Raw genomic sequence first — 15,535 nt, 5'->3', positions numbered from 1 at the left:
GAAAGTAGGGTGATCGAGTGCTGGTGTTGACGAGACGGGTCGGTGAGAAGGTGCTCATCGGCGACGACATCGAGCTCACGGTGCTCGAGGTCAAGGGCGACAGCATCCGGCTCGGCATCGACGCACCGCGGTCGACCCGCATCCAGCGCGCCGAGATCGTCGCCGCCGTCGAGAACGAGAACGTCTCGGCGGCGCGCACATCCGCAGACGAGCAGCAGGCCCTCCTGAACGCACTCGTCCGCCGCCAGGGCGAGGCCCCGACGGCGGACTGAGCGGAATCTCGACGGCGGGTCAGCCCGCGAGCGCGCCCGAGATCTCGTCGATGTTCTGCTGCATCCAGCCGACGTAGTCGACACCGTCGGGCATCAGCTCGGTGAACTCCAGCACGGGGATGTTCAGCTCGTCGGCGAGCTTCGTGATCTCCGTCGTCTCGGCGCCGCCCGTCTGGGCGTTGACGATCACGATCCGGACGTCGCCCGAGCGCAGGATCTGCTGCGCCTCGAGGAGCGTCGCGGGAGGCACGTCCTGCCCCTCCTCGACGGCCTCGCTGAACGCTGCCGGAGTCGCGTTCTCGAGGCCGGCGGCCGCTGCGAGGTACAGCGGAACCGGCTCGGTCACGAAGATCTTCTCGCCCTGGTGCGCCGCGGAGATCGTCTCGAGCGACGTCTCGAGACCGTTGATCCGCTCGATGAGCGCCTGAGCGTTCGCCTCGAAGGTCTCGGCCTGGGCCGCATCCAGCTCGCCGAGCTCGTGCGCGATGTCTTCGACGAGGTGCGCGATCGTGTGCGGGTCGTACCAGACGTGCTCGTTGAAGCCCTCGATGTGGTCATGACCCTCGTGATCGTGATCGTGGTCGTGACCGTCGCTGTCATCCGAAGCGTGATCGTCGCCGTCATCCGAGGCGTGGTCGTCGTGGCCCTCGGCGCCCGGGAAGTCGTGCGAGAACTCGACCGCCGTGAGCACGGGGGCCGTGCTGCCGCTCGCCTCGACCAGTGCGTCGAGGAACGAGTCGTAGCCGCCGCCGTTCTCGATGACGAGGTCGGCCTGCGACACCGTCAGCTGATCGCGCGCCGAGGCCTCGTACGAGTGCGGATCCTGCGCGAGCGAGGTCACGATCGAGGTCACCTCGACCGCGTCGCCGCCGACCTCGGCGGCCAGCGAGCCGTATACGTTCGTCGAGGCGACGACGCTGATCTTGCCGTCGTCCGAACCGCTCGCGGCCGGCGACGAGGTGCCGGCACAGCCGGCGAGGGCGAGGGATGCCGCTGCCACGAGCGCGGCGGCAGGGAGGAGTCGACGGGTCATGCCGTCGATTGTACGTTACTGATAATCGTTCTCTTGACCGCCGGAGCGGGAGATCAGCGGATTCCCACGTAGAAGCGCGATTCGTCACTGCGGTGAAGGGCCAGGTACCGCTCGAACGGCTGCCCCTCGGCGTCCCACGCGATCGACTCGATCGACAGCACCGGCTGCCCCGGGGCGAGCTCGAGGAGCGCGGCGTCCGCCGGGTCGGGCACGACAGCGCTGAGCCAGCGATCGGCGCCGCTCGGCTGCACCCCGAAGTTGCGCCGGAGATGCTCGTAGAGCGACCGGTTCTCGAGGTTGGCGCGCGCGAGCGTGGGAAACCGGTCGTGGGGCAGCACCGTGTCGACGAGCAGCCAGGGCGTCTCGTCGACCCGCCGCAGGCGACGCAGCCGAACCACGGGTGCCCCGACAGGGATGCGCAGAGCCTCGGCGTCCGCCGCCTCCGCCGTGCCGACGGCGAAGTCGAGCACGCGGGTCGTCACCACTCGACCCGTTCCGGCGAGATCGTCCGACGACCCCGCCATCGACCCGACGAATCGCAGGTCGGGCCGCGCCGGCGCGACGAACGATCCGCGTGCGCGGACCTTGTAGATCAGCCCGGCGCGCACCATGTCGGCGAGGGCTTCCCGGACGACCGTGCGGGAGACCCCGAAGCGGTCGATGAGCTCCGACTCGGACGGCAGCGCCTGATCGGGCCGCCACCGTCCCGACTCGATCTCACCCCGCAGTGCGAGCGACAGCTGCTGCCACAACGGGAGATCGGACGAGCGGTCGAGCGTCGTCGCTGCGGTCATGGGAGCCTCCTCGATCGGGCCGTCACGGCGAGCGTATCGGCGCCGTGTTGACACTCGGCGGCCCGCTCCCTATCTTAGTCATCACCAACTTGTCATGACAGGTTGGTTGTTACGAGTTTGCAGCCCGCACGCCCTCGTGACATCGGCACCTCGCAACGATGCGACACCAGGAGGCACAACGATGACGTTCCCGACCACCCGCCGTCTGCTCGCCGCAGCGGCCGCGACAGCGATCTCCGCTCTCGTCCTCGCCGGCTGCGCCGGCAGCCCGACCGATACCACCGCTGCCGGCGGAGAACCCCAGGGCCTGAAGGTGGCCCTCTCGAACGGGTTCGTCAACGGCTGGCGCCTGACCCTCATCGACAAGTTCGAGACGGAGGCCGCGAAGCTCAAGGAGAGCGGCGTCGTCTCCGACTACAGCGTCGTCAACGCCCCGGGCGAGAACAGCGCGACCGAGCAGGCATCGCAGATCCGCAGCCTCATGCTGCAGAACCCCGACGTGCTCATGGTCATCCCGGCTTCGTCGACCGCGCTCGTCCCCGTCGTCGAGGAGGCATGCGCCGCCGGCATCACGGTCGTGATCGTCGACGCCGACATGGACACCAGCTGCGGCATCGTCGTGCGCAACGACTACGGGCAGTGGGGCGCCGACTCGCTCCAGCCCGCGCTCGACGCGATCGGGGGCACGGGCGACATCATCCTCAACCGCGGCGTGATCGGCTCGCAGCCCGACGAGGCGTTCTACGCCCGCCAGCAGGAGATCCTCGCCGACTACCCCGACGTGAAGGTCGCGGCCGAGGTGAACGGCTTCTGCGACGCCGCGACGGCGCAGAAGGAGATCGTCGCGATCCTCGGCTCGATGCCCCCGATCGCCGCCGTTCCCGGATGCATCGGCGGCATGGGCGTCGTGCAGGCGTTCCAGTCGGCCGGTCGAGACATCCCGGTCGTCGTGTTCGACACCGACGGCAAGTCGCTGTCGTTCTGGAAGGAGAGCGGCATCGACAACGGTTCGTTCGCCGCGCTGACCGATCCCGGACAGATCGTCGCCGCCCTCTACGCCGCCATCGCGAAGCTGCGCGGCGACGAGGTGCCCGACGAGGTCGTCCTGCCGCTCGTGCAGGTCACGCAGGAGAACCTCGACTACTGGGTCGAGACCCTCGGCACCGACGAGTACGCCGCGAACGCCTGGGACGAGGAGACCACCGACGCCGCGATCGCGGCTCTGCTGGCCGGCGACGACGTCGCCGTGCCCGCGCTGCCCTGACGCCCGGTGACACCGTGGCCGACCAGCTCGAACCAGGAGACCCGATGACAACCCTGTCGCACACCCCCGCGACCACCCCCTCGGACGTGGCGCTCGTCACGGCCGAGGCGGTCGCCAAACGATACGGAAACACGACGGCACTGGCCGGGATAGACATCTCGGTCGCCGCCGGCGAGATCCTGGGCCTGGTCGGCCACAACGGCGCCGGCAAGAGCACCCTCATGCGGGTGCTCGCCGGACGCGAGCAGCCCGACGCCGGCAGTATCCGCTGGCGGACGGGCGGCGCGACCGCGAAGCCCGGCACCGAGCAGCCCGGCGTCCGGATGATCTACCAGGAGCTCGCCCTCTGCCCCGACCTCACCGTCGCCGAGAACATCGCGCTCTCGGACGCCGGCACCCGCGGGGCAGGCTGGAACCGTCGCGCCGAGCGGCGCGTGTCACGGAAGCTCGACGAGATCTTCCCCGGACACGGTGTCTCGGTACTGCGGCGGGCCGGCGACCTCACGATGGCGCAGCGGCAGATGGTCGAGATCGTGCGCGCTCTGTGCACGCCGTCGCTGTCGCTGCTGATCCTCGACGAGCCGACCGAATCGCTCAGTATCAACGCGACCCGCCAGCTCTACGCGGCGCTCCGCAGCCTCGCCGACGAGGGCGTCGGAATGGTCCTCATCTCGCACCGGATGCAGGAGGTGCTGGCCCACGCCGACCGCATCGCCGTCATGAAGGACGGCCGCGTCGTCGAGGTCGTCGCGGCGAGGGATACCGACGAGGACGCGCTGCTGGCGGCCATGGGCGGCGAGGTCCACGCCGACACGGCGACGGTGCGCCGGGTGAGCGCCGCGAGCGCTCCGCCGGAGATCGACGCGCGGGGCGCCGTCGCCCGCATCGACGGCGGCGACGTGCCGTTCTCGGTCTCACCCGGCGAGATCGTCGGCCTCGCCGGGCTCGCCGGCCACGGCCAGGACGAGCTGCTGCACCGCCTCTGGAGCAACGCGCGCGGCGTCCGCGTCGTGCGCGGCCGCGCCTACGTGCCCGGTGACCGGCAGACCAGCGGCATCTTCTCGCTCTGGAACGTCGCCGACAACCTCACCGTCTCCGCCACCCGCCATCTCGCGACGGCGGGAATCGTTCCGCCCGCGCGGCGACGACGGCTCGCCGAGGAATGGGTGCAGCGCCTGAACGTCAAGGGCGGTGCCCGGGCCCCGATCACGTCGCTGTCGGGCGGGAACCAGCAGAAGGTCATCGTCGCGCGGGCGTTCGCGACCGACGCCCCTCTCGTCCTGCTGGACGACCCCTTCCGGGGCGTCGATGTCACGACGAAGAACGAGCTGTACGCCCTCATGCGCGTCGAGGCGGCACGCGGCCGCTCGATCGTCTGGTACTCCACCGAGAACGGCGAGATGGCCCACTGCGACCGCGTCTATGTCTTCCGCTCCGGACGCGTCGTGAGCGAGCTCTCCGGCGACGACATCACCGACGAGCGCATCATCGCCGACTCCTTCGGAGTCGACGCCGAGACAGTCCAGGAGGACCGATGACCACCGATGTGCTCGCCCCGCCCACCGCCCCGCAGCGCCTGCGCGCCTCGGCCGTCAACGGGTCGCCCGCGCTCCTCGCCCTCGTCGCGCTCATCGCGATCTTCGCACTGACCGCGGCTCTGCAGCCCGGAATCCTCAGCGTGCCCGGTCTCACCCTGATGCTCATGTCGTCGGTCCCGCTCGTGCTCGCCGCCCAAGCCCAGATGATCATGATGGCCGTCGGTGACATCGACCTGAGCGTCGGATACCTCGTCGGGCTCATCACGGTGATCGCCGCGACGCTCCTGCGGGAGACCCCCGCGCTCGCGATCGCCATGATCGCCGGCATCCTCGCCGTCTACGCCCTCCTCGCGTGGGTGGTGCAGCGCCGCGGGGTGCCCTCGATCATCCTGACGCTGGGCATGTCGTTCGTGTGGCTGGGCATCGGCCTGCAGATCCGGCCGACCCCCGGCGGCCAGACCCCCGACTGGCTCTCGGCCCTGTCGACCTGGCGGCCGACCTGGTTCCCGGCACCCCTCATCTTCATCGCCGCGGCGACGGCGCTGGGCTGGTGGATCACCCGACGCTCGCTCGCGGGGGCACGCATGCGCGCGCTCGGCTCGCAGGCCGCGACGCTCGAGAAGACGGGCGCCTCGCTCGTCGCGACCCGGGCGACCGCGTACGTCGCGGCAGCCGCGCTGCTCGTCGTCTCGGGCCTGCTGCTCGCCTCGCAGACCTGGTCGGGCGACATCAACGCCGCCGGCGAGTACACCCTCATGACGATCGCCGCGGTGATCCTCGGCGGCGGCACGTTCTCGGGCGGCCGGGCGCTGCCGATCGGGACGACGCTCGGCGCGATCACCCTCGGCCTCATCACCGTGCTGCTCAGCCTCATCAACCTTCCGTCCGCCCTGCAATCGGCCGCACAAGGCGTCATCGTCATCGCCGTGCTCGCGGGCCGCATGATCACCGAGAGGATCGCGCGATGACCTCCGCTTCCATCCCGCTCCCGGCACTCCGCCGCGGACCCGCCTGGCCCGCCTGGGGCTGGTCGCTTCTCGGCGTGCTCGCCGTGTGGGCGGTCATCATCGCCGTGCGGCCCGGATCTCCCCTCGACCCGATGGCCCAGGCCCTCTCACTCGCGCCGTTCCTCGTGCTGGTCGCCCTCGGGCAGATGCTCGTCATCACCCTCGGCCCGGGCAACATCGACGTCTCGGTCGGCACCGTCATCTCGATGGCCTCGTACGTCTCGGTCGGCGTGGGCGCGACAGCGGGGCCCGTGATCGGGCTCGCCGCCGGCGCCGGCTCCGGGCTCGCCGCCGGCGCGGTCAGCGTCGCCGCGATCCTCCTCCTGCGGGTGCCCCCGATCATCGCGACCCTGGCGACGAGCCTCATCGTCACCTCCGCGACGCTTCTGCTGGCGGATGCCGCTCGCGGCGGCGCCGACGCGGGCCTGCGAGCCTTCGTCACGGCCAAGGCGTTCGGCATCCCCGTCATCGCGCTCGTCGTCGCGGCCATGACCGTGATCGTCTGGCTCGCCCTGACGCGGACCCGTGTCGGTGTGGCCGTCATCGCGGTGGGCCAGAGCGTTCGTGCGGCCGAGCGGGCGGGCCTGCCGGTGGCGGGCGTGACCGTCACCGCCTACCTCGTGTCGGCGGGCCTCGCGGGACTCGTCGGGGGCCTGCTCGCAGCCTTCATCTCCCCGAGCACCGTGCTCGGCAGCTCGTACATGCTCGACTCGATCGCCGTCGTCGTGATCGGCGGCACCCTCATCTCGGGAGGCCGCCCCGTGCCGGCCGGCGCCTGGACCGGCGCCCTGTTCTTCGTGCTGCTGTCGGGACTGCTCAACCTCGTGGGGTGGTCGGTCGGCGCCCAGAACGTCCTCAAGGGCGTGCTCGTCGTCCTCGTGGTCGTGATCGCGTCCGCCGCGACCGGAACCGGCCGCAGCTCCCTGCGCCGACTCCGCGCGAACCTGCAGCGCCCCACCCCTGCCCCCTCGGCCCGACGCGCCGACACCGACCCCACCCCGAAGAACAAGGAGAACATCCATGGCTGACCTCGACGACCTGCGTGAGGGAACCGACTACTCCGGCCCCGCCGCGGCCGGCACCGGCTACCCCATCAAGGGCCAAGCAGGCCAGGACTGGGGGATGCGCGCGCGGATGTCGCGCGTGTTCGACCCCCGCGACGGCAAGACCGTGATGCTTGCGTTCGATCACGGCTACTTCCAGGGGCCGACGTCGGGACTCGAGCGGCTCGATCGCTCGATCCTCCCGCTGGTCCCCCAGGCCGATGCCCTGATGTGCACGCGCGGCGCCCTGCGCACGACCATCCCGCCGCACTCCGCGAAGGGCATCGTGCTCCGCGCCTCGGGCGGACCGAGCGTGCTCAAGGAGCTCTCCGACGAGGAGGTCGCCGTCTCGATCGACGACGCCGTGCGACTGGATGCCGCGGCGCTCGCGGTGCAGGTCTTCATCGGCGGCGACAACGAGACGAAGTCGGTGCGCAACATGACGACCCTCGTCGACGCGGGCCAGGCCACCGGCATCCCGGTCCTGGCCGTCACCGCGGTCGGCCGCGACATGGTGCGCGACGCCCGCTACTTCCGGCTCGCGACGCGGATCAGCGCCGAGCTCGGCGCCGCGTTCGTGAAGACGTACTACGTCGAGGAGGGCTTCGAGACGATCACGAGCGCGTGCCCCGTCCCGATCGTCATCGCCGGCGGCAAGAAGGTCGAGGAGCGCGAGGCCCTGCGGGTCGCATCACGCGCCATGGCCGAGGGCGCGGCGGGCGTCGACATGGGACGCAACGTCTTCCAGTCGGAGCACCCGGCCGCCATGCTCGCGGCCGTCCGCGGCGTCGTGCACGACGGCCTCAGCGCCGACGACGCCTTCGACCTCTTCCAGACCCTCTCCCACTGAACCCTCTCGGGGCGCCCACGGGCGCCCCGAGACCAGAAGGATGCAGCATGCCCTCGCTTCGTACCCATGCCGAGCCGACCTCGGCCGACGTCGTCGTCATCGGCGCCGGGATCAACGGCCTCGCCATCGCCCGTGAGGCCGCCGGCCGCGGCCTCCACGTCGTCGTCATCGACCGTGACGACATCGCCGCCCGCACGTCGGCGATCTCGACCCGTCTCATCCACGGCGGCCTGAAGTACCTCGAGCGCGTGGAGATCCCGCTCGTGCTCGAGTCGATCCGCGAGCGCAACATCCTGCTGCGCACGGCGCCGCATCTCGTGCGCCCGTACCCCATGCTCATCCCCTTCTCGCGGGGCGCCTCGCGGCCCGGATGGCTGCTGTCGTGCGGGCTGCTGCTGCACGACATCCTGTCGCTGGGCAAGAAGCTGCCGCGCAACCGCATCGTCTTCTCGCGGCGACTCGCCCGCGAGTGGCCCTCGGTGGCCGCGGGCGGCGTGAAGTGGGGCGGCCTCTTCCAGGACGCGCACGTGCCGGTGACCGAGCGCTTCGGCATCGAGCTCGCCATCGACGCGGCCAACCACGGCGCGACCGTGCTCACCCACACCCCCGTCACCGACCTGATCCGCGAGAACGGACGCATCGCCGGCGTCCGGTACCTCGACCGCGAGGACGGACGCGAGCGGACGCTGCGCGCCCCCGTGGTCGTCAACTGCGCCGGCCCCTGGGTCGACGCGGTGCTCGATCTGCAGGGCGACCACCCCCGCCGGATCGGGCCGACGAAGGGAAGCCACCTCGTCGTCGACGCCTTCCCCGGCGCGCCCGACACGTGCATCTTCTTCGAGTCGCCCGACGACGGCCGGCCCATGTTCGTGCTGCCGTGGTGGGACGGCAAGTACATGATCGGCACCACCGACCTGCCCTACGACGGGTCGATCGACGAGATCATCGTCGACGACGACGAGGTCGACTACCTGCTCCGGGCCGTCAACGACCTCATCCCGGCAGCGGGGCTGCGCCGCGACGCCGTGCTCTGGTCGTTCTCGGGGGTGCGCCCCCTCCCCTACGTCGCCGATCTCAGCGACCCGGCCTCGGTCAGCCGCGACAGCGAGATCGTCGTGCACACGGGCGAGGCCGCGGGGCTCCTCACCGTCATCGGCGGCAAGTACACGACCCACCGTGCCCTCGGCGAGCAGGCGCTGCGGCGCATCGAGACGGCACTCGGCCTCGGCCGTCGCCGCTCCGCGACCCGGACGGCCCGGTTCCCCGGCGCACCCGCGGGCGATCACGGACGCTTCGTCGCCGACAGCGTCGCCCGCAGCGTCCTTCCCGAGCGCAGCGCCCGCCGTCTCGCCGACCTGTACGGAACCCTCAGCCGCCCGATCGAGATGCTCGCGGCATCCGATCCGTCGCTGGCAGAGGTCATCGACGACGACAGCGGCGCGATCGCGGCGGAGGTCGTGTACGCCGTCCGCGAGGAAGGCGCCCACACGCTCGAGGACGTCCTGATCCGCCGCACCGCGATCGCGCTGAACAGCGACGTGGGCCTCGGCTGCGCGCCCCGCGCGGCAGACGTGCTCGTCGCGCACGGCGACTGGAGCGCCGAGCGCGCGGATGCCGAGCTGGCGCGATACCGTGAAGCCGCTCGGCGCTTCGCACCCCGAACCCTGCGCCCGGCACCCGCTCAGCCGACGGCCGCCTGAGCGAGAAACGAGGATCGATGAAGATCTGCGTCATCGGCATCGACGTGGGCCTCACGTCTGCCAAAGCAGCGGCGTTCGACGACGCCGGGCGGGAGATCCGCACGGTCTCGGCGCCGAACCCCCGCGTCGCGGTCTCGCGCGAGCGGCAGGAGATCGCGATGGACACGCTGTGGGACGTCGTGGCCGACGTCCTGCGCGACCTGACCGCGTGGCTCGCGGCCGACGGATGGACCGTCTCGGCCGTCGGCGCGACCGGTCACGGCAACGGCCTGTACCTCGTCGACGAGCAGCTGCGGCCGGTGCGGCCCGCCATCGCCTCGACCGACAGCCGGGCCGAGCACGTCGTCGCGGCGCTCGACCCCGCGGCGGTCGAGCGGATGCGGCTGCTCACCGGGTCGCTTCCGTGGGCCGCGCAGCCCGGCGTGCTCCTGCGGTGGCTGCTCGATAACGAGCCCGAGTCGCTCGACCGGGCCCGCTGGGCGCTGACCTGCAAGGACTGGATCACCGCGTGCCTCACCGGCGTCGCGAGCGCCGACACATCCGACTCGTCGGGGTGCGGGCTGGTCAACCTGCGGGCGCGGGAGTACGAGCCCGAGGTCTTCGACATGCTCGGCCTGCCCCGCGAGCTCCAGCGCATCCTGCCGCCCCTGCACGCGAGCGACGAGGTCGTCGGGACGATCAGCGCCGAGGCCGCCGCGCGCTCCGGCCTGACCGCGGGCATCCCCGTCGTCGCCGGGTGCATGGACTGCGTCGCGAGCCCGCTGGGGGCGGGCTCCACCGACCTCGGCGACGTGACGGTGATCGTGGGAACGTGGGCGATCAACGCGGTCGTCGTGCCGACGGATGCCGTCCCCCCGCGCGTCACCATCAACGCGCTGCTCCCCGATCCCCGCCTCATGCTGGCCATGGAGGTCGCACCGACGTCCGCGGCGAGCATCGAGTGGGCGTCCGGACTGCTCGGCGCGCGCGCCACTCTTCCGCTGACGCCGCGCGATCTGCTCGAGGCCGCGCACGGCGCACCCCCGCTGGCCGACGGGCTGCTCTTCCTGCCGTTCATCCACGGCGCACCCGAGCACCTCGGCGCCTCCGGAACGTTCGTCGGGATCAAGGGCAGCCACGGCTACCCGCACGTCGCCCGCGCGGTCGCCGAGGGCATCACGCAGTACCACCGCGTGCAGATCGAGAAGGTCGTCGCGACGGGCGCTGTCGTCACCGACGCCCCGTGGACACTCGCCGGCGGCGGGGCGAAGAACCCGCAGTGGGCGCAGATGTTCGCCGACGTCATCGGGCACGCGATGCGCCGGCAGCTCGGCACCGAGCTGGGCGCCCGGGGCGTCGCCTCGCTCGCGGCACGCGGTGTCGGCGTCGACATGACCCCGTGGGGCGTCGAGCCCGACCCCGCGCTGGTCGTTCAGCCGGGCATCTGCCGCACGGCGTACCAGCAGCAGGCCGCCCGCTTCGACCGGGTCGTCTCGTCGATGACGAGCGTCTGGGAGGCCTACGCATGACCCCGTCACCGGAGGTGTCGGCCGCGCTCGACGACATCGTGCGCGTCAGCCGCGCGCTCGGCGGCGATCCCTCCTTCGTCCTCCACGGCGGCGGGAACACCTCGATCACCGCGCGGGGCGAGGACGTCACGGGCGAACCCGTGGACCTCGTCCTCGTCAAGGGCAGCGGGTGGGACCTCGCCACGATCGAGCCCGCGGGGTTCGCGCCGCTGCTGCGCGAACGGCTCGAAGCCCTGCTGCGCCTGCCGCACCTCGACGACCCGACGATGGTGAACGAGCTGCGCCAGGCCTCCCTCGACGCGTCGGCGCCGACGGCCTCGATCGAGGCGCTGCTGCACGCGCACCTCCCCGGACGCGTCGCACTCCACTCCCACGCCGATGCGATCGTCGCCGTGACCGATCGCGACGTGTCCGACGTTGAGATCGCGTCGGCGCTCGGCCCGCGGGTCGCCGTTCTGCCCTACGTGATGCCCGGATTCCCGCTCGCCCGCCTCGTGGCCGACACCGACCTGAGCGGTGTCGACGCGCTCGTGCTGCGCAACCACGGCCTGTTCACCTTCGGCGACGACCCCGACGCGGTGCTCGCGCGCCATCGCGAGGTCGTCGCCCGCGCGGCCGAGGTCTCGGGGATCGTCGCCCCCGAGACGAATGCCGGTGAAACGGGTGCCGGTGAAACGGGTGCCGGTGAGGGCGGCATCCCGTCTCGGGGCACCATCGAGGCCATCGCGAATCTGCGCGCCGACATCGCGCGGGCCGCGGGCCGGCCCCTGCTGCTGCGGCAGAGCCGATCGCACCGTGCCGCCGCGTTCGCTGCGCGCCCCGACGTCAGCGCGGCCACGACCCGCGGAACCGCGACCCCCGAGCACGTCATCTACACGAAGCGTCATCCGCTCGTCGGGCGCGATGTCGCCGCCTACGCGAGCGCCTACCGGGCCTACGTCGAGCGCCATCGGCAGCGCCAGACGGGGCCGGTGACTCCCCTCGACCCCGCTCCCCGCGTCGTGCTCGACCCGGAGCTCGGGATGCTGACGGCGGGCGACACCGTAAGAGATGTCGGCGTCGCGGCCGATATCGCGGAGCACACGATCGCCGTCATCCAAGCCGCCGACGCGATCGGCGGCTACCGATCGCTCGACGAGGCGCAGAGCTTCGACATCGAGTACTGGTCTCTCGAGCAGGCCAAGCTCGCGGGCCGCCGCCGTGCGCCGCTCGCGGGCGAGGTCGCCATCGTGACGGGCGCCGCCTCGGGCATCGGCCGGGCCGTCGCCGAGCGACTCCTCGCCGATGGCGCCGCCGTCGTCGGGGTCGACCTCGACCCGGCCGTGCGGCACGCCTTCGCCGGTGACATCTGGCGCGGTGTCGTCGGCGACGTCGCCGACCCGGCGGTCATCGAGCGCACCCTCGACGAGGCGGTCCGCACCTACGGCGGCGTCGACATGCTCGTCGTCGCCGCGGGGATCTTCCCCGGCAGCCAGTCCATCGCCGACCTCGACGACGCGACGTGGGAGCGCGCCCTGCGCGTCAACGCCACCGCCCCGCTCCGACTGATGCGCGCGGCTCATCCTCACCTCGCGCTCTCGCCGCGGGGCGGGCGGGTCGTGCTCGTCTCGACGAAGAACGTCGCCGCCCCGGGACCGGGCGTCGCCGCCTATTCGGCGAGCAAGACGGCGGCGGCACAGCTCGCACGGGTCGCCGCCCTCGAGTGGGCCGCCGACGGCATCCGCGTGAACCAGGTCGAGCCGGATGCGGTCTTCGACACCGCGATCTGGACGCCCGAGCTGCTCGCGCAACGAGCTGCCAGCTACGGGCTGTCCATCGAGGAGTACCGCACGCGGAACCTCCTGCGCATCGAGGTCACGAGCGCCATGGTGGCCGAGGCCGTCGCCGTGTTCTGCGAGCAGCTGCCGGCGACGACCGGCGCGCACCTCAGCGTCGACGGAGGGAACGACCGGGTGATCTGACGGCCGCAGGAAGCGCGCGCGATTTCGGGCGACCGAACGATTCGCTCGCCCGAAATGCTGTCAATCAGGGCTTTTCGTCATTCTCGAGGGCCGGCGACTGGCAAGCTCGAGAGCGGCCGATCTCCGTTCGACGGCGCCCGGGACGATCGCCCGCCATCCCGTCATCCCGCTTCGAGGAGGAGCCATGTCGCCCTGGGCGCTGTTCATCCTGGCCGTCGGCGTCTCCGCCGATGCGTTCGCCGTGGCCCTCGGAAAAGGTCTGCAGCTGCGCGCCCACGTCGTGCGCGGCGCCCTCCTCATCGCCGGCGCCTTCGGTCTCGCGCAGGCCGTCATGCCACTGATCGGCTGGCTGCTCGGCAGCACCTTCGCGGAGGCGATCGCGCCGTTCGACCACTGGATCGCCTTCGGCCTGCTCGCCGCCATCGGCGCGAAGATGCTGTGGGAGGCGTTCCGCCCCGACGATGACGACGCGGATGCGGCATCCGGCCTGTCCGCCCGCGAGATCGTGCTGCTCGCCCTTGCGACGAGCATCGACGCCCTGGCCGTCGGACTGTCGTTCGCCTTCCTCGACGTGCCGCTGTGGATCGCGGTCGTCTCGATCGGCCTCGTCACGTTCGCCCTGTCGTTCGTCGCCGTGCTGATCGGCCACCGCATCGGCACGCGCTGGCGCAAGCCCGCCGAGATCATCGGCGGCATCGTGCTCATCGGCATCGGCACGCAGATCCTCATCGAGCACCTGGTCGCCGGCTGATCCCGCCGTGCTGTCCGCGCTCGCGAACCTCGGAGAATCGCGCCGATCTCGGACGCATGGGCGCGAACAGTCCGAGCTTCGCGACATGCTCCGAAGAACGGATGCCGCGGATGCCGCGGCTCAGCCGGCGCGCTTCGACTTCGCATAGGCGACGACCGCGTTCGCGTGGCCGTGCCCCAACCCGTGCTCGGTCTTGAGCGACTCGACGACCTGCATGTGCGTGGATCCCGACGCGAGCTGGTCGGCCGCGATGTCGAGCCAGTGCTGGACCGGCAGTCCGTAGGTCTTCTCGATGCTCGGGAAGTACGACGCGGGCCCCTTCTCACTCATGCGCCGAGGCTACTCCCCCGCCCGCCGCCGAGACCATACCGTCGCGGCGAGAACGTACCGCGCACGGTACGACCTCACGACGACGGTGCGTTCTCGAGAGCGATCAGCTCAGTCGAGCAGCAGCGCGGGCTCCTCCAAGACGGATGCCACGTCGGCGATGAACCGGCTCATGCCGTCGCCGTCCACGACGCGATGGTCGAACGAGCCCGACACCGTCGTGACGAAGCGAGGACGCACCTCGCCGTCGACGACCCACGGCTTCTGCCGGATCGTGCCCATCGCGACGATGCCCGACTCGCCGGGGTTGATGATCGGGGTGCCGGCATCCATGCCGAACACGCCGATGTTGGTGATCGTGATCGTGCCGCCCTGCTGCTCGGCCGGGGCGGTCTTGCCCTCGCGCGCGGTGAGGGTCAGCTTCTCGAGTGCGCGGGCGAGACCGCGCATGTTCAAGTCCTGCGCATCCTTGATGTTCGGGACGAGCAGGCCGCGCGGCGTCGCCGCCGCGATGCCGAGGTTGACGTAGTGGCGCACCCGGATCTCCGCGCCGTTGTCGGTCTCGACCCAGGCGGCGTTCACCATCGGGGTGCGGCGGACCGCCCACACGACCGCGCGCGCCATGATCAGCAGCGGCGAGACCTTGATGTCGGCGAAGTCGGGCGAGGCCTTCATCCGCTTGACGAGCTCCATCGTGCGCGTCGCGTCGACGTCGGTCCACACCGACACGTGCGGCGCGGTGTGGGCGGAGTCGACCATGTGCTTGGCCGTGACCTTCCGCACGCCCTTGACGGGGATCGTCTCCTCGCGGTCGTCGGCGGGTCCGGCCGACACGACGGCCGGCGGCACGGGGATCGTCTGCTCGCGGACCTCGGGTCGGGCGGGCGTCTGAAGGTTCCGGAAGACGGATGCCTGCGACGCGTGGTTCACGACATCCTCGCGCGTCACCTCACCCGCGGCGCCCGTCGGCGTGACCGAGGCGAGGTCGACGCCGAGGTCGCGCGCCAGCTTGCGGATCGGCGGCTTCGCCACGACGCCCACGGCCGCGCGAACGGGCGGCTCGGCGGGCTTGCGGCGGCGCGACTGCACCTGTCCGGCCCCGCCGTATCCGACGAGCACCGAGCCGCTCTCCTCCGACGCGTCGCCGGCGGCGGCCGGCTTCTCGGCGGGCTTCTGACCGTGCTCGGAGTTGCCGCTCGCGGCATCCGCTTCCGCCGCGGCACCGGCGATGGTGATGATCGCGGCCCCCACCTCGACCGTCGTCCCCTCGTCGACGAGCAGCTCGCCGACCGTGCCCGAGAACGGCGACGGCAGCTCAACGAGCGACTTCGCGGTCTCGATCTCGACGAGGACGTCGTTGACGGCGACCTCGTCGCCCGCGGCGACGCGCCACTGCACGATCTCGGCCTCGGTGAGGCCTTCGCCGACGTCCGGCAGGTGGAAGGTCTGGGTGCTCATGAGGGAATCCTCTCGCAGGCGCGTCGGAT

General features: G+C 71.5%; 14 protein-coding genes. 10 read left to right on the top strand and 4 right to left on the bottom strand.

What is annotated here, in order from left to right:
* Positions 1–23: 23 nt before the first annotated feature.
* Complete coding sequence (gene csrA, locus MTS1_RS10495; protein ID WP_370576215.1) at positions 24–272, top strand: carbon storage regulator CsrA; 249 nt, start codon at positions 24–26, stop codon at positions 270–272.
* Positions 273–291: 19 nt separating this feature from the next.
* Here csrA and MTS1_RS10490 read toward each other — a convergent pair whose 3' ends face one another.
* Both MTS1_RS10490 and MTS1_RS10485 read right to left on the bottom strand, forming a co-directional pair.
* Entirely contained in the window at positions 292–1,305 is a 1,014-nt protein-coding gene (locus MTS1_RS10490; RefSeq protein WP_023953654.1) for a metal ABC transporter solute-binding protein, Zn/Mn family, read from the bottom strand.
* 53 nt (positions 1,306–1,358) lie between these two features.
* The gene (locus MTS1_RS10485; RefSeq protein WP_023953653.1) at positions 1,359–2,099 is read right to left on the bottom strand and encodes a GntR family transcriptional regulator; all 741 of its coding nucleotides are present in this window, start codon (positions 2,097–2,099) and stop codon (positions 1,359–1,361) included.
* A 181-nt stretch (positions 2,100–2,280) separates the two neighbouring features.
* Between MTS1_RS10485 and MTS1_RS10480 the strand changes: the two genes are divergently transcribed.
* The 9 genes from MTS1_RS10480 to MTS1_RS10440 all read left to right on the top strand — a co-directional run bounded on the left by MTS1_RS10480 (position 2,281) and on the right by MTS1_RS10440 (position 13,721).
* Positions 2,281–3,363, top strand: a complete 1,083-nt coding sequence (locus MTS1_RS10480) for a substrate-binding domain-containing protein (RefSeq protein WP_023953652.1) — start codon at positions 2,281–2,283, stop codon at positions 3,361–3,363.
* A gap of 44 nt (positions 3,364–3,407) precedes the next feature.
* Positions 3,408–4,901: a sugar ABC transporter ATP-binding protein gene (locus tag MTS1_RS10475; RefSeq protein ID WP_023953651.1), complete on the top strand. Its 1,494-nt coding sequence runs from the start codon at positions 3,408–3,410 to the stop codon at positions 4,899–4,901.
* The gene (locus tag MTS1_RS10470; RefSeq protein WP_023953650.1) at positions 4,898–5,869 is read left to right on the top strand and encodes an ABC transporter permease; all 972 of its coding nucleotides are present in this window, start codon (positions 4,898–4,900) and stop codon (positions 5,867–5,869) included. The genes MTS1_RS10475 and MTS1_RS10470 overlap by 4 nt, the downstream gene beginning before the upstream one ends.
* The gene (locus MTS1_RS10465; RefSeq protein ID WP_023953649.1) at positions 5,866–6,936 is read left to right on the top strand and encodes an ABC transporter permease; all 1,071 of its coding nucleotides are present in this window, start codon (positions 5,866–5,868) and stop codon (positions 6,934–6,936) included. The genes MTS1_RS10470 and MTS1_RS10465 overlap by 4 nt, the downstream gene beginning before the upstream one ends.
* The gene (gene lsrF / locus MTS1_RS10460) at positions 6,929–7,801 is read left to right on the top strand and encodes a 3-hydroxy-5-phosphonooxypentane-2,4-dione thiolase (RefSeq protein WP_023953648.1); all 873 of its coding nucleotides are present in this window, start codon (positions 6,929–6,931) and stop codon (positions 7,799–7,801) included. The genes MTS1_RS10465 and lsrF overlap by 8 nt, the downstream gene beginning before the upstream one ends.
* 47 nt (positions 7,802–7,848) lie before the next feature.
* A complete protein-coding gene (locus MTS1_RS10455) occupies positions 7,849–9,501 on the top strand; it encodes a glycerol-3-phosphate dehydrogenase/oxidase (RefSeq protein ID WP_023953647.1) in 1,653 nt (550 codons plus the stop codon).
* Between the two features lie 17 nt (positions 9,502–9,518).
* Positions 9,519–11,009 carry an FGGY-family carbohydrate kinase gene (locus tag MTS1_RS10450; RefSeq protein WP_023953646.1) on the top strand — a complete coding sequence of 497 codons (1,491 nt, stop codon included), beginning with the start codon at positions 9,519–9,521 and terminating at the stop codon, positions 11,007–11,009.
* Complete coding sequence (locus MTS1_RS10445) at positions 11,006–12,970, top strand: SDR family NAD(P)-dependent oxidoreductase (protein ID WP_023953645.1); 1,965 nt, start codon at positions 11,006–11,008, stop codon at positions 12,968–12,970. The genes MTS1_RS10450 and MTS1_RS10445 overlap by 4 nt, the downstream gene beginning before the upstream one ends.
* A 184-nt stretch (positions 12,971–13,154) precedes the next feature.
* Positions 13,155–13,721, top strand: a complete 567-nt coding sequence (locus MTS1_RS10440) for a manganese efflux pump MntP family protein (protein ID WP_023953644.1) — start codon at positions 13,155–13,157, stop codon at positions 13,719–13,721.
* Between the two features lie 120 nt (positions 13,722–13,841).
* Here MTS1_RS10440 and MTS1_RS10435 read toward each other — a convergent pair whose 3' ends face one another.
* The gene (locus MTS1_RS10435; RefSeq protein WP_023953643.1) at positions 13,842–14,051 is read right to left on the bottom strand and encodes a DUF4287 domain-containing protein; all 210 of its coding nucleotides are present in this window, start codon (positions 14,049–14,051) and stop codon (positions 13,842–13,844) included.
* A 108-nt stretch (positions 14,052–14,159) separates the two neighbouring features.
* Positions 14,160–15,506 (bottom strand): dihydrolipoamide acetyltransferase family protein, encoded by a 1,347-nt coding sequence (locus MTS1_RS10430; RefSeq protein WP_023953642.1) that lies wholly within the window; start codon positions 15,504–15,506, stop codon positions 14,160–14,162.
* Between the last annotated feature and the right edge of the window lie 29 nt (positions 15,507–15,535).

Source organism: Microbacterium sp. TS-1 (assembly GCF_000509385.1).
GTDB classification, from domain to species: domain Bacteria; phylum Actinomycetota; class Actinomycetes; order Actinomycetales; family Microbacteriaceae; genus Microbacterium; species Microbacterium arborescens.
Note: the sequence above shows the minus strand (reverse complement) of the source record. Positions and strands in the feature narration are given on the sequence as shown.

Bases quoted from the DNA above. Each gene is read 5' to 3' on its own strand.
- MTS1_RS10490 (WP_023953654.1), bottom strand. From the start codon at position 1,305: ATGACCCGTCGACTCCTCCCTGCCGCCGCGCTCGTGGCAGCGGCATCC.
- MTS1_RS10485 (WP_023953653.1), bottom strand. From the start codon at position 2,099: ATGACCGCAGCGACGACGCTCGACCGCTCGTCCGATCTCCCGTTGTGG.
- MTS1_RS10480 (WP_023953652.1), top strand. From the start codon at position 2,281: ATGACGTTCCCGACCACCCGCCGTCTGCTCGCCGCAGCGGCCGCGACA.
- MTS1_RS10475 (WP_023953651.1), top strand. From the start codon at position 3,408: ATGACAACCCTGTCGCACACCCCCGCGACCACCCCCTCGGACGTGGCG.
- MTS1_RS10470 (WP_023953650.1), top strand. From the start codon at position 4,898: ATGACCACCGATGTGCTCGCCCCGCCCACCGCCCCGCAGCGCCTGCGC.
- MTS1_RS10465 (WP_023953649.1), top strand. From the start codon at position 5,866: ATGACCTCCGCTTCCATCCCGCTCCCGGCACTCCGCCGCGGACCCGCC.
- lsrF (WP_023953648.1), top strand. From the start codon at position 6,929: ATGGCTGACCTCGACGACCTGCGTGAGGGAACCGACTACTCCGGCCCC.
- MTS1_RS10455 (WP_023953647.1), top strand. From the start codon at position 7,849: ATGCCCTCGCTTCGTACCCATGCCGAGCCGACCTCGGCCGACGTCGTC.
- MTS1_RS10450 (WP_023953646.1), top strand. From the start codon at position 9,519: ATGAAGATCTGCGTCATCGGCATCGACGTGGGCCTCACGTCTGCCAAA.
- MTS1_RS10445 (WP_023953645.1), top strand. From the start codon at position 11,006: ATGACCCCGTCACCGGAGGTGTCGGCCGCGCTCGACGACATCGTGCGC.
- MTS1_RS10440 (WP_023953644.1), top strand. From the start codon at position 13,155: ATGTCGCCCTGGGCGCTGTTCATCCTGGCCGTCGGCGTCTCCGCCGAT.
- MTS1_RS10435 (WP_023953643.1), bottom strand. From the start codon at position 14,051: ATGAGTGAGAAGGGGCCCGCGTCGTACTTCCCGAGCATCGAGAAGACC.
- MTS1_RS10430 (WP_023953642.1), bottom strand. From the start codon at position 15,506: ATGAGCACCCAGACCTTCCACCTGCCGGACGTCGGCGAAGGCCTCACC.